Origin of the sequence: Flagellimonas algicida (assembly GCF_049629585.1) — a bacterium.
GTDB lineage: Bacteria > Bacteroidota > Bacteroidia > Flavobacteriales > Flavobacteriaceae > Flagellimonas.
Genome location: NZ_JBMYIX010000001.1, coordinates 194,255 through 207,789, shown reverse-complemented (window position 1 = coordinate 207,789; position 13,535 = coordinate 194,255). Strand labels below are relative to the sequence as shown.

General features: G+C 42.4%; 16 protein-coding genes. 14 read left to right on the top strand and 2 right to left on the bottom strand.

Annotated elements, in window-relative coordinates; all coding sequences use genetic code 11:
• Positions 1–197 precede the first annotated feature (197 nt).
• Complete coding sequence (can, locus tag ACPD8L_RS00890; protein ID WP_293299817.1) at positions 198–842, top strand: carbonate dehydratase; 645 nt, start codon at positions 198–200, stop codon at positions 840–842.
• Positions 843–1,015: 173 nt separating this feature from the next.
• Here can and ACPD8L_RS00885 read toward each other — a convergent pair whose 3' ends face one another.
• Positions 1,016–1,150, bottom strand: a complete 135-nt coding sequence (locus tag ACPD8L_RS00885; RefSeq protein WP_421810982.1) for a hypothetical protein — start codon at positions 1,148–1,150, stop codon at positions 1,016–1,018.
• Positions 1,151–1,429: 279 nt separating this feature from the next.
• Here ACPD8L_RS00885 and ACPD8L_RS00880 point away from each other — a divergent pair, with 279 nt between their 5' ends.
• From ACPD8L_RS00880 to ACPD8L_RS00820, 13 genes are all read left to right on the top strand, one after another.
• Positions 1,430–1,939: a c-type cytochrome gene (locus ACPD8L_RS00880; RefSeq protein ID WP_421809117.1), complete on the top strand. Its 510-nt coding sequence runs from the start codon at positions 1,430–1,432 to the stop codon at positions 1,937–1,939.
• 5 nt (positions 1,940–1,944) lie between these two features.
• On the top strand, positions 1,945–2,526 hold the full coding sequence (locus ACPD8L_RS00875; RefSeq protein WP_116219165.1) for a fasciclin domain-containing protein: 582 nt from the start codon (positions 1,945–1,947) through the stop codon (positions 2,524–2,526).
• A gap of 58 nt (positions 2,527–2,584) precedes the next feature.
• A complete protein-coding gene (nosZ, locus tag ACPD8L_RS00870; protein ID WP_423942959.1) occupies positions 2,585–4,513 on the top strand; it encodes a Sec-dependent nitrous-oxide reductase in 1,929 nt (642 codons plus the stop codon).
• 126 nt (positions 4,514–4,639) lie between these two features.
• On the top strand, positions 4,640–5,251 hold the full coding sequence (locus ACPD8L_RS00865; RefSeq protein ID WP_116219167.1) for an LPXTG cell wall anchor domain-containing protein: 612 nt from the start codon (positions 4,640–4,642) through the stop codon (positions 5,249–5,251).
• Positions 5,252–5,262: 11 nt separating this feature from the next.
• Positions 5,263–5,697, top strand: coding sequence for a nitrous oxide reductase accessory protein NosL (locus ACPD8L_RS00860; RefSeq protein WP_116219356.1), 435 nt, complete (start codon positions 5,263–5,265; stop codon positions 5,695–5,697).
• A 10-nt stretch (positions 5,698–5,707) separates the two neighbouring features.
• Positions 5,708–6,166 carry a pyridoxamine 5'-phosphate oxidase family protein gene (locus tag ACPD8L_RS00855; protein WP_423941243.1) on the top strand — a complete coding sequence of 153 codons (459 nt, stop codon included), beginning with the start codon at positions 5,708–5,710 and terminating at the stop codon, positions 6,164–6,166.
• Between the two features lie 52 nt (positions 6,167–6,218).
• A complete protein-coding gene (locus ACPD8L_RS00850) occupies positions 6,219–7,469 on the top strand; it encodes a nitrous oxide reductase family maturation protein NosD (RefSeq protein WP_421809113.1) in 1,251 nt (416 codons plus the stop codon).
• The gene (locus ACPD8L_RS00845) at positions 7,466–8,179 is read left to right on the top strand and encodes an ABC transporter ATP-binding protein (RefSeq protein WP_421809112.1); all 714 of its coding nucleotides are present in this window, start codon (positions 7,466–7,468) and stop codon (positions 8,177–8,179) included. Before ACPD8L_RS00850 ends, ACPD8L_RS00845 begins: the two co-directional genes overlap by 4 nt.
• Positions 8,172–8,954 carry an ABC transporter permease gene (locus tag ACPD8L_RS00840; protein ID WP_116219171.1) on the top strand — a complete coding sequence of 261 codons (783 nt, stop codon included), beginning with the start codon at positions 8,172–8,174 and terminating at the stop codon, positions 8,952–8,954. Before ACPD8L_RS00845 ends, ACPD8L_RS00840 begins: the two co-directional genes overlap by 8 nt.
• Before the next feature lie 29 nt (positions 8,955–8,983).
• A complete protein-coding gene (locus ACPD8L_RS00835) occupies positions 8,984–10,183 on the top strand; it encodes a hypothetical protein (RefSeq protein ID WP_423941238.1) in 1,200 nt (399 codons plus the stop codon).
• A gap of 147 nt (positions 10,184–10,330) precedes the next feature.
• Positions 10,331–10,765 (top strand): RrF2 family transcriptional regulator, encoded by a 435-nt coding sequence (locus tag ACPD8L_RS00830; protein ID WP_293304768.1) that lies wholly within the window; start codon positions 10,331–10,333, stop codon positions 10,763–10,765.
• A 53-nt stretch (positions 10,766–10,818) separates the two neighbouring features.
• Entirely contained in the window at positions 10,819–11,544 is a 726-nt protein-coding gene (gene ric, locus ACPD8L_RS00825) for an iron-sulfur cluster repair di-iron protein (RefSeq protein ID WP_421809110.1), read from the top strand.
• Between the two features lie 40 nt (positions 11,545–11,584).
• Positions 11,585–11,872: a hypothetical protein gene (locus ACPD8L_RS00820; protein WP_293299798.1), complete on the top strand. Its 288-nt coding sequence runs from the start codon at positions 11,585–11,587 to the stop codon at positions 11,870–11,872.
• 389 nt (positions 11,873–12,261) lie between these two features.
• On the opposite strand, the gene ACPD8L_RS00815 is transcribed toward ACPD8L_RS00820, so the two are convergent.
• Positions 12,262–13,395, bottom strand: coding sequence for a response regulator (locus tag ACPD8L_RS00815; RefSeq protein WP_423941235.1), 1,134 nt, complete (start codon positions 13,393–13,395; stop codon positions 12,262–12,264).
• Positions 13,396–13,535 lie beyond the last annotated feature (140 nt).

Genomic DNA, 13,535 nt, shown 5'->3' with positions numbered 1-13,535 from the left:
ATCAAAAATGTTACCACGACATTCAGCACATACAGGGTCAGGAAAGTCAGTTTCTACCTTACTTCCTTTTTTTTGGTAATGTCCTTCGGAACTGCTATTCCCAATTGGAGGAATTTTACTTACTTTGATATTCCCATTAGCATAACAATCGAAGGCCAAAATCCATACCTTCAATTAGGAACCCATACATAAAGGCAATGAACCCGGATTTTTATAAAAGTCTAATTGAAAACAATAAAAAATGGGTAGAGTCCAAATTGGCCTTTGATCCAGAATTCTTCAAGAAACTCGAAAGTGGCCAGCAACCCCCGCTGCTGTGGATAGGTTGCTCGGACAGTCGGGTCCCTGCCAATGAGATTATCGGCGCACAGCCCGGCGAGGTCTTTGTTCACCGTAACATTGCCAATATGGTCGTACATTCGGATATGAACATGCTCAGCGTTCTTGATTACGCGGTCAATGCCCTTAAAATAACACATATCATCGTATGTGGCCATTATGGATGTGGGGGTGTAAAAGCCGCCATGGAAAACCACTCCTATGGATTAGTGGATAATTGGATCAGGCATATTCGAGATGTGTACAGGCTCCACCAAAAGGTCTTGGAGGAAATCCCTGAACCACAACAACGATTTGACCGTTTTGTTGAATTCAACACGAGGGAGCAGGTACTTGATCTAGCCAAAACCTCCATTGTGCAGACGGCATGGAAAAAAGGCCAGGTCCTTCACCTACATGGTTGGGTATATGGGGTAGGAACAGGAATCATCAAAGACCTCAACGTAAACATGAACTGTAATTCCCAATTGGAGGAATTCTATAGGTTGGAAATCAAAGATTAAAAGTTTTCCTATCGTTTGTGTTTAGGGTATAAAACCAATCAAAACATAAAAAACTCTTCCGTCTTTTGTTTTCCCTTGATAAGGTCCAAAATAGTTGTGATTTCCAATACCTTAATTAAGTTGGACTTGTTTACACCAACCAATGTATGGAGCGCACAAGGATTCTGCATATCTCAATTTTCAAGGCCCATAACACATAAATTTACCCTTCTTTCACCATCTATGACCTTTACAATATCCATTAATGTCCGGCTTCTGTCTTCAGCATTTAAATAGAATCCTCCTTTGGGACCTCTTGTGGACGAAATGATATTGTGACGGGAAAGTTCTTATAATAATTTGGCCAAATAAGCTTCCGGTACGTGAATCACTCTATAAATGTCCCTTATCATGATTTTATGATCCTCATTGGAATGTAAGGCCAGATACAGCACCCCCTTTGATTGCATATTTGAAAGAATTGGAAAACATATCTCATTTACACCAAACAAAGATTAAAGGGTATTTTTATCCTTTTTATGACTTATATCATGTTATGGGCGCGTGGCCCTATATACATTTGAACCAGAATTATAACCCATAATCATATGAAAACAATAGTTAAAAGTATAGCCCTGCTCTTTGCAATAATCATGATTGGATGTGGAGGAAAAAAAGAAGGGAAAAAAGAAGAGGGCTTTAGCGTACAACGGAAAAAAACTCCAACCGAACAGCCTGTTGAAACCAGCACCTCTAACGACAAAGCATCAGAGCGTGTGGATTTAACCTCAAAAGGTGTGGGCCCGATCAAATCCGTAACCTTGGACCCGGAAATTGATCGGACAATGGCCGCAAAGGGCAAGGAAGTGTATGATCAAATGTGTTTGGCCTGTCACAGGGTGGATAAAAAATTCATAGGACCGCCACCCAATGGAATATTGGATAGGAGAACCCCAGAGTGGGTCATGAATATGATTTTGAATCCTCAGGAAATGGTTCAACAAGACCCACTCGCAAAAGATTTATTGCAAGAGTTCAACGGATCACCCATGTCTAACCAAGGGTTGACCGAAGACCAGGCCCGGGCCATTTTAGAATACTTCAGGACGTTAAAATAAAATATATGAAATCAACCATCAAACTCAGTATGATGGGGCTAGTTTTATCACTCGCTCTCAACAGCAGTTGTAAAAACGGAGCCCAGAACGACACCACAGTTTCTGGCCAAAATGATACCGAGGCCATTCTGGAAAACAATAAAGGTCAGGCCTTTATTGAAGACGATGAATCCACCCCCAATGTATTACAGATAGCCATTGGATCATCTGACCACAGCACGTTGGTCGCCGCAGTACAGGCAGCAGAGCTTGAAAATGCCCTGGTCAACGCGGGGCCTCTTATGGTTTTTGCCCCCACAAACAGTGCTTTTGACGCCCTGCCCGAAGGTACCGTGGAAGACCTGTTAAAGCCCGAGAACAAGGGTGCCTTGGCCAATATTCTCAAGTATCATGTCACCCCGGGCAACTACTCCAAGGACTTTTTGAAAAACTTCAAAAAACTGGGGCAGGCCAATGACCAAAATGTCCCTGTGGAAATCAAAGGGGATGATGTCTTTGTTGGCGGTGCCAAAATAATCGCCAGTATCCCTGCAGGAAATGGGATTGTACATGTAGTGGACAAAGTCATCCTACCCCCTACTCAATGATATAATCAATAAAGAACGAATAAAACCTAATACAATGAAAATCTATAAACAATTGACCATGTGCCTGGGAGCCGTCTTAATACTGGTTTCCTGTGGCCAACAAAACAAGAGTTCCAATGGGGCGCTATCGTCGAGTGCCGCCGAAAAAGTGTATGTTGCCCCCGGGGAGCAAGATGAATACTATGCTTTCCTTTCTGGTGGATACAGCGGTAACCTTACCGTGTACGGATTGCCTTCTGGAAGGATGTTCAAGGAGATTCCGGTTTTCTCCCAGTTCCCAACATCAGGATATGGATATTCTGAAGAAACGAAGCCCATGCTGACCACCTCCCACGGTTTTGTGCCTTGGGACGATGCCCACCACCCTGATATTTCACAGACCAATGGCGAGTTGGATGGTCGTTGGATATTCATCAACGGTAACAACACCCCAAGGATTGCCCGTATCAGTTTGAGCACCTTTGAAACGGAAGAAATCATCGAGGTACCCAATAGTGCCGGGAATCACAGTTCTTCCTTCATCACCGAGAATACGGAGTATGTAGTGGCAGGAACCCGCTTCTCTGTTCCCATTCCACAAAGGGATATCCCCATCAATGAATACAAAAGCAATTTTAAGGGATCTCTATCCTTTATCAGCGTAGATCCAGAACACGGTCACATGGACCTAAAGTTTCAATTGTTGATGCCCGGGTTCAACTATGACCTTTCACACCCCGGTCGTGGAAAATCCCATGGATGGTTCTTCTTTACCACATACAATACGGAAGAGGCCCACACATTGCAAGAGGTGAACGCTTCACAAAATGACAAGGATTTTATTGCCGCGGTCAACTGGAAGAAAATCGAGGAATACGTAAACAATGGTGGGGGTACCAAAATGCCCACCAATTATGCCCATAATGTTTATGATGAAGGTACCCATATGGCAACCACCACCATGAAAAAAGAGGTGTTGACCGTTGATCCTTTAAAGGTGCCCGGTGCCGTATTCTTCTTGCCCACTCCAAAATCGCCACATGGTTGTGATGTGGACCCAACAGGACAGTACATCATTGGAAACGGGAAACTCTCTGCCGACTTGACCGTTCACTCTTTTGACAAGATGATAGCAGCCATTGAAGGCGAAAAATTTGATGGTGAGGCCTATGGCATTCCTATCCTTAAGTTTGAGGATGTATTGGCCGGACAGGTAAAAAGTGGTGGCCTTGGTCCATTGCATACCGAGTTCGACGGTAAAGGAAATGCCTATACCACTTTCTTTATCTCTTCTGAAGTAGTAAAATGGAAATTGGGCACATGGGAGGTCATCGACAGAAAACCCACCTACTATTCGGTAGGTCACTTGATGATTCCCGGAGGAAACTCCAGAAAACCCTTTGGCAAATACGTAGTGGCCATGAACAAGATCACCAAAGACCGTTATTTGCCCACTGGACCTGAGATGGAGCACTCCGCACAGATCTATGATATCTCCGGGGAGAAAATGGAACTGATCTATGATTTTCCAACACACGGTGAGCCCCACTACGCTGCGGGTTGCCCAGCTGAACTGTTGGCACCGAAATCAAAGAAAATCTATCGCTTGGATGAAAACAAACACCCATACGCTGTAACATCGCCCACTGGCTCAAAAGTGGTACGTGAAGGCAACGAGGTCCATGTGTATATGTCCACCATCCGAAGCCACTTTACCCCCGATAATATTGAAGGTGTTAAAGTGGGTGACAAAGTGTATTTCCACATCACCAACCACGAACAGGATTTTGATGTACCGCACGGTTTCTCTATCCTAGGTCAAAACACCTCCGAGCTTTTGATCATGCCCGGGCAGACCAAGACCTCGGTCTGGGAACCCAAACAAGTTGGGGTATGGCCGTTCTATTGCACGGATTTCTGTTCTGCATTGCACCAAGAAATGCAGGGATATGTTAGGGTCTCCCCTGCCAATTCCAACATAGAACTCAAATGGTCACTTGGTGAATAATTCGGATTGAGTCACCATTGAACAAAGCGGGCCGTGTCCGTGACCTGCCCGCTTTTCCTTACAAATTGAAGTTCATCAACCCTTCTGAAAAAACCACTCTCAGTTTGTAACCCTTAAATCAAAAAAATGAAAAAGGCGAGTATAATAATGATGGTTGGCCCTCTTTTCTTATTGGGATTGTACATTTTCCCACTTTGGAATATCATGTTGGGAGCCCCCCAGTATCCAGACCCCCTAGGTTTGAACATTCATATAAACGGTCTAAAAGGTGTCAATGAGTTTGACATTCAAAATATAGATGGCCTCAACCACTATATCGGTATGCACACACTCCCTAAAGCAGAGGATATGTGGGAGTTTGGAACATTCCCCACTATTATCGGAATCATGGTGGCGATTGGAGTGGTGATTGGTATGCTGGGATACTTCAACAAAGTGGGGCACAAATGGTTTTGGGGATGGTTTGTACTTATGTCCATTCTGGGTATGCTGGGCATGTACGATTTCAATGAATGGTTGATGGATTATGGCACCAATTTAGATCCTAATGCCATTATGAAATTATCCCACCCCGATGGTACCCCGATGACCTATAAACCACCCTTGTTGGGACATGTGAAAATGCTCAATTTTGATGTGACCTCCCTACCTTCCACCGGGGCCTGGCTCATGTTTGCAGGTATGATGCTCACCTTAGCTGCTGGCTTTTTGGGTTGGAAGAGTACAAAAAAACAATAATCCCTATCACTATGAAATACCTTATCATACCTTCATTTACCATCCTCTGTTTAATCATTGGATGTTCCGTAGGCCCCAAACCTATTGATTATGGCCACGTGGGCTGCCACTATTGCAGCATGACCATTGTAGACAAACAACACGCCGCACAATTGGTCACCAAGAAAGGGAAAGTCTTCAACTTTGATGCCATTGAGTGCATGATCAACCACTTGAAAGATGAGGATGAATCCACCATGGCCCTGTTCTTGGTCAATGATTTTGACCAACCCGGTGAACTGGCCGATGCCACAAAGACCTCCTACTTGATCAGCGAGAACATTCCCAGTCCCATGGGAGCTTTTCTGAGTGCATTCTCCGTAGAGCAAGCTGCCCAACATGCTTTGGATGAAAACGGCGGAGAACTTTACACATGGGCAGAAATAAAAGAAAGGTTTAAACATTAACACGAGTACAATGACAGATTTGGAGCCCTTAAAATGCGAACAGCTTTTGGCCGACAATTATGTGGGTCGTTTGGCGTACATAGCCAACAACGAACCGTATGTGGTCCCGTCTACCTATTATTTTCTCAAGGATGAAAAAAGTATTTTATGTTTCGCCTCCAATGGACATAGGATCAATGCCTTAAGAAAACACGACAAAGTCTCTTTTCAGGTTGATAGAATCGAGTCTTTCCGTCATTGGGAATCTGTGCAGGTACATGGTTGTTTTCATGAACTTACGGGTAATCGTGCCAAACAATATTTAAAATATTTTGCGGAAGGTGTACAGGAAACCATAGACCATAAAAATGCGGAGCGTCCCCATTTTTTAAGTCACTTTTCCGGTAGGTTGCAAGAAGAGGAAATGCCTGTGGTATACTGCATTGCAATAACTCAGATGACCGGAAAGTCAGTTAAGGATTTTACCTAAAACAGACCCAATTCAAATTAACAAAGAAGACGCTTTAAATCCCGCGGATCCCATGTTTTTATCCCATCCAAATCATAAATACATTTTAGGGTTACTCTTGTTCTTAATAGGGTTGCCCATCTGGGCAAGTACATGGAACATCTGCAGCGATTGCAAACACAGTTCCATCAAAAAAACCATAGCGATCGCCAATGCCTATGATACCTTGCTCATTCAAAAAGGGACATACCGGGAATTTGAAATATTGGTGGACAAACCCTTGGTGATAAAAGGAATTGATTATCCCATTGTTGATGGAGAAAAGAAAGGGGAAATCTTTAGGGTACAATCAGATGATGTAACCTTGGATGGTCTGTTCATCATCAATGTTGGGGTCAGTTACACCAAAGATAATGCGGCCATACGGGTGGTGCAGAGCAAGAACTTCCTCATTCAGAATATGGTACTGGAACAATTGTTTTTTGGCATCTATCTGGAAAAGTCTTCACACGGCAAGGTATACCATAATAGAATCATTGGCGATGCCGTGGACGAATACAATTCCGGCAATGGTATACAGCTTTGGTATTCTTCGGACATTGAAGTGCTCAAAAACCATGTCCAGGGTACCAGGGATGGTATCTATCTTGAGTTTTCCGACCGTATCACCATTACAGACAATGTAAGTATGGATAATCTCCGGTATGGACTCCACTTTATGTTCTCAAATAATGACCTGTACTCCAACAACACTTTTGAAAACAACGGTGCCGGAGTCGCGGTGATGTTCTCCAAGTTCATCACCATGAAGAACAATGTATTTCGAAAAAATTGGGGAACAGCCGCTTATGGGATGCTGCTGAAGGAAATCAACGATGCGGAGATTATTGGGAATACGTTTGAGGAAAACACCATCGGTATTAATATTGAAGGATCTAACCGCATCAAGTACAACAACAATGACTTTATTGGCAATGGTTGGGCCATTAGAGTTGTTGGGGCCTGCTACACCAATAGTTTTAAGGCCAATAATTTTTTGTACAACTCCTTTGATATCTCCTATAACAGTAAACTCAATGATAATGTCTTTGAGGGTAATTTTTGGAGCAGTTATACGGGCTACGATCTGGACAAAGACGGTATTGGTGATGTGCCTTATCGCCCTGTAAAACTATTTTCCTATGTGGTAAACCGCACTCCTGAGACCATTGTCCTGTTGCGAAGCCTATTTATGGATATCATTGATTTCTCTGAACGGGTCTCCCCTGTGTTCACGCCAGATAACTTAAAAGATGCCCAACCTCTAATGAAAACGCGACCATGACCATTGAAATAACAGATCTCTACAAGAAATTTGGAAAGAACCAAGTATTGAAAGGTGTGGACCTGACCATTGATGAAGGCCATATTTATGCGATTCTGGGACCCAATGGTTCGGGAAAGACCACCCTGATCAAGAGTATTCTGGGCATGGTTATTCCGGACAAGGGACACATTTCCATTCTGGATAAGCCCATAAAGAAGGATTGGAAGTATCGAAAACAAATCAATTACCTTCCGCAGATTGCCAACTTTCCCCCAAATATCAAGGTAAAGGAACTGATCCATATGATCAAGGACCTAAGGAACAGTCCCAGTGCAGAAAAAGAACTCATTGAACACTTTGGTCTGGAACCCTTTCTGAACAAAAAATTATCCACGCTATCGGGGGGTACCAAGCAAAAAGTGAACATTGTGTTGACCTTTATGTTCAACAGTCCCCTGATTATTCTGGACGAGCCCACAACAGGTCTAGACCCAAGGGCATTGATTCATTTAAAGGAATTGATACAAAAAGAAAAGGCAAGGGGAAAGACCATTTTGATTACCTCCCACATCATGCAGTTTGTTCAGGAGATGGCAGATGAAATCCTATATCTACTCGAAGGAGAAATCTATTTTAAAGGGAGCATTGAAAAGCTTTTGGAGCAGACCGGACAAAATAACTTTGAACACGCCATCGCGGCCATAACCACCACAGGGAACCATGTTTAAAATACTGAAATACAGCTTTTACGACCTCATACGCAGCCGCTGGAGCTACGTATACTTTTTGTTTTACCTTGCCCTTGGATTTGTGCTACTGTTCCTGAACAACGATGTTTCCAAGGCCGTGATCACCTTAATGAACGTCATCATTGTACTGATTCCATTGATAGGGACCATATTTGGGGTGATGTACTACTACAATTCCCGTGAATTCACCGAACTTTTATTGGCGCAGCCCATCAACCGAAGATCTATTTTTATGGGCCAATATTTTGGCGTGGCTGGTTCGTTGACCTTGAGTCTGGTGCTGGGCTTGGGTATTCCATTTGTTCTGTATGGTCTTTTGCGGAGCAATGCCATTTTTGATTTTACCTTACTACTGGTAACCGGGGCTTTCCTGACCTTCATATTTGTGGGGCTATCCTTTGTGATTGCCATATCCAACGAAAACAAGATAAAGGGGTTTGGCTACGCGGTACTGCTATGGCTTTTCTTGGCCGTGGTCTATGATGGGCTGTTCCTCATGTCCCTCATTATTTTTGAGGAGTACCCTTTGGATACGTTTTCTTTGGTGGCCACTGCCCTCAACCCTATTGATCTTTCCCGAATTTTGATTCTACTCAAATTGGACATCTCCGCCCTACTGGGGTACACAGGGGCCATTTTTAAAAAGTTCTTCGGTACCGATCTGGGCTTTTTGGTCTCCATGGCCATTCTTTTACTTTGGACTATATTGCCCATACTTGGTTTGGGCCATAAAGCAAAAAGAAAGGACTTTTAATAGGGCTGTAGCATAATTTCCATAAGAACATGAAAGAGAGCCTACACAAGCGGCAGCTTCAAATTGCCTTACTATATTTCTGCATAGCCGCAGTCTTGGGCCTATTGCTCCGCTCCTTTTCCATGCTCTCTTTTGATTTCAACTATAGGTACGTGGTCCATGCCCATTCACACATTGCCCTTTTGGGTTGGGTATATGTGGCCTTGACCACTTTACTCCACTATTGTTTTGCAAAGGATACATCCAAAAACACCTATAACTGGATTTTTTGGTGCACCCAGATTACTTTGGTAGGGATGCTGCTGACCTTCCCCTTCCAAGGTTATGCCTTGTTTTCCATTATTTTTTCCACGTTGTTCCTAATCGTATCCTATATTTTCACCTACCATTTCTGGAAGAACATTGCTCCTACCCATAAAAAAAGTAATGCTTTAAAATGCGTAAAAGCTTCACTGGTATATATGGTGGTTTCAAGTTTGGGGCCGTGGGCTTTGGGAGCCATCATGAGTACTTTGGGCACCCAATCCATCTGGTACCGTTTGTCCATATATTTTTACCTACACTTTCAGTATAATGGTTGGATGCTATTGGCGTTGCTAGGATTGTTCTTGTTTGTTTTGGAGCAACGGGGCCACATCATCCCCCAAAAAAGCTTTGTCCTTTTTTTTAAAGCAATCCATATAGGCATCATCCTTACATTCTTCCTATCCACCTTATGGACAGAACCATCACCATGGCTATATGTTCTTGGAGGCATTGGGGCGATGGTCCAGATTGGTGCTTTTCTATTTTTTTGGAAGCTCACCAAAAACGGGGTTGGCGCATTGTTTCTTTCAAATCTGCAAAACCGATTATTACGGACCGTCGTGGTGCTCATCAGTATTAAAATTGTATTGCAATTCCTTACCGTCATGCCTTATTTTGCCCAAATGGCGGCAAGATACCTCGACTTCACCATTGGCTACTTACATTTGACCTTTTTGGGGGTCGTAAGTCTTGGGTTGTTCTTTCTCTTGGACCATTTTGGTCAATTTCGCTTATCGCATACGTCTTATCTATTGTATTTTTTGGGATTCATACTCACGGAAGTCCTACTTTTCCTCAAAGGCCTTACTGCATGGCAGCAATGGGGAATTTTTAGCGGATATGCCACAGCATTGGTTCTTTGTTCCCTACTCATCTTTTTGGGCTTAATCATTATATTACATCAGAATCGAGGTAAACCTTGATTTTTTTAAAATAATCCATAGGGTTCCTATTGGTAATGGTTTAAATTTGATATGTCCTATGGCAAATTTCGACATAAAAATAATAAAGGACAATTTTGTCTTATTTAATGTTAAGCACTATCTTTGTGCTGATTCAAGTTCTCTATGATGTTTTCAAAAGCTTGTGAATACGGTATTCGGGCGGCGGTTTACATTACGCTGCAATCCTTGGAGGGCAGACGTGTAAGCGTTACTGAAATTGCCGAAGAAATTGATTCCCCCGTTGCCTTCACCGCGAAAATCCTGCAACAGCTCACCCGGAACAATATTGTCCATTCGGTAAAAGGACCAACGGGTGGATTTGAGATTGATCGTGAGGATATGGATGACGTAAAGCTGAATATGATCGTAAAAGCCATTGATGGAGATAAAATCTATGTAGGTTGTGGACTTGGCCTCAAGGAATGTAATGCAAACAAGCCCTGCCCTCTACATGACAAGTTTGTAGATATCCGAACCAATCTACGGACCATGTTACAAAGTACAAGCCTGTACGAACTTGCCACAGGTTTGGAAGTGGGACTGACCTATTTAAAACGTTAAAAAAATTTAACCAAATAAAGGACAATTTTATCCGAATTATAAAGCTAGATATTATGCACAATACCACAGAGAAAACAATTGGACAAATGGTGGCGGACGACTACCGTACCGCCCAAGTATTTAAAAACCATAGAATAGATTTTTGCTGCAAAGGCAACAGAACCCTCCAAGAGGTTGTGGACAAAAAGGGGCTGGATTTTGAAAGCTTGATAAAAGAGCTTGAGGAGGTCCAGAACCAGGACCAAAGTGAACAACCCAATTTCTCAACCTGGCCCTTGGACCTGTTGGTTGACTATATTGAGAAAAAGCATCATCGTTATGTGGAGCGGCAAATCCCCATACTGAACCAATATTTGGACAAGCTTTGCAGGGTACATGGAGAACGCCACCCAGAACTGCTTGAAATATCCGAACAGTTCAAAGCTTCCGGTGGTGAGTTGGCCATGCACATGAAAAAAGAAGAATTGGTGCTGTTTCCCTGGATCCGTAAAATGGTTGAAGGTATCGCTGATCGCGAAATATTGGAGCGACCTCATTTTGGGACGGTTCATAACCCCATTCAAATGATGATGAAGGAGCATGACCATGAAGGTGAACGATTTCGAAAAATTGCTGCATTGAGCAACGATTACACTCCCCCAGCAGATGCCTGCAACACCTATAGGGTAACATATTCCCTATTGCAGGAATTTGAGGAAGATCTCCATAGACATATCCATCTGGAGAACAATATTCTTTTTCCAAAAGCTGAAACGTTGGAAAAGCGAACTGTTCAATAATCAAAATTGCTATTTCGGAACAAAAGCCAAAATGAACAAAATGACACGTATATACAACACGCTGTTGATGGAATTCAAGAAAAGACAGCTGGGCTACTCCTCCATTGCCATAATCGGGCAGAGTTGTTTAGGGTCCGCAGCGGCAATGGTATTGTTAATGGGTGAAACGGCTGCGCTTCTTAAAATGACTTTGCTCTTTTTTGTCACCATTTTCTGCATGGCATTCAACGGAGCGGTACTGGCCCAACTGAAGCCTATAATCACGTTTAATCTTTTAATTTTGAGCATTGCCTTCAGTGCCATAGTCATTCTAGTCCATATTTTATAAGATATTATTCAGATACGACAACCCACATAAACCTTATAAGTAAGGAATGGAGAGTACAATTAAAGTAAATCCATGAGTTCTCGGGTTCAGGTTCCCCTTTGATTTAATTTTTTCCAATTCAAAGGATTTTGATACCGCTCTTTAAAATAGGGCGTAAAACAAAAAATGATGACCAGAGGACCATCGATGTTAAAATGTCAACGTTGGAGTTCCAGAATTAACGAATCACCTATATCAAACTATAAATCGGATAGATAGCGCCATTTTTTTTAAATTGGCAGCCTTTTTGGTCTCCTTTTTTAGGAGCTTTTAGCTTTCTTAAATTCAAAAGCAGCAAATAGAGACAAACAGGATGATAATAGATTTTTCTACAAAACCAAACCATAGGGTTACTTGTACCTAATGGATAACTGCCCCAATTGCCATATTATCTTGATAGAATCCTTCATGGATAATTTTGAACCATCAGCATGGATCCATCTTTTCAATGGTTGCTCGCAAATAAGGGAAGTAGCTTTTTCCTTACCATAGATCTTACCCATCCGGATAAAAATCTCAACATCGAACAGCCAGCGTGTCTTAAAAGGCTTATCAAAAACAGCAATTACAGTACTAGGTCTCATTACCTTAGCTCCACATTGGGTATCCTTAAACGGCATTCCCAATATTTTTTGGATAGCAAGGTTTATGATTTTGCTTATGATCTTTCTTGCTGATTCCTTTGTGATATCAGCTCCCATTCTGCTTATCCTGGAACCACTCACAATATCAAACGTTGATTTTTCGATGGTACGCACCAATTCATCAAAATCGGTGAAGTCGGTAGAAAGATCAGCATCTAAATACCCCATATAATCGAACTGTCCATCTTTGGCCAAGTGAAGGATACCCTGCCTTACCGCTTCCGCCTTGCCTCCATTTTTTTCGCAATCGTATATACTAATGCTATCTTCATTCCCTTTTCTAATCTCTTCAAGAACCTCTAGTGTATTATCCGTGCTACCATCATTTACAAAACACAGGTGATACCCTGGATGTTTCCGTGCAAAGTCCTGGAACTCCTTTCCGCTAAGACGATCAGCTTCATTATAACAAGGGATGACCACGCCTACACAATGTTTTTGAATCAGTCGTGTTTCTTTTTTTACGGACAACTTTTCCAAAATTGGGGGTCCAATGGTTCGTTTTACTCGGGCCACCACCTCATCCAAACCAATAGGCTTTTTCATGTAATCCGCAATTCCCAATTCAAATCCATGAAGAATAACATCTTCCTCATAGTTGCCAGACATGACCATAATAGGGGTTTGGGGGTTCTCTTCCTTTAATTTTTGAATGACTTGCAAGCCATTCATTTCGGGCATATTCATATCCATAATTACCAAGCTGGGCTTAAACTCTTTAAAGATTTCTATCCCCTCCCGTCCCTTGGTTGCAATTTTCACCAAATAGCCAATCTCTTTGAGTTTTCTCTGTACGGACAACAGTATCAACTGTTGGTCATCTATCACTAAAATTTTCATAGGTTAAGGTTTACGTTTTTGAACATCATTTGACACAAATCTAGACTCTCTTCGCACTCGTCTGTTCCCAAAAAAGTTGGAAATCAAGTAAGTGTAGACGAATGGTAAAACTGCATCGATGGATAGTACAGCATTTTTTT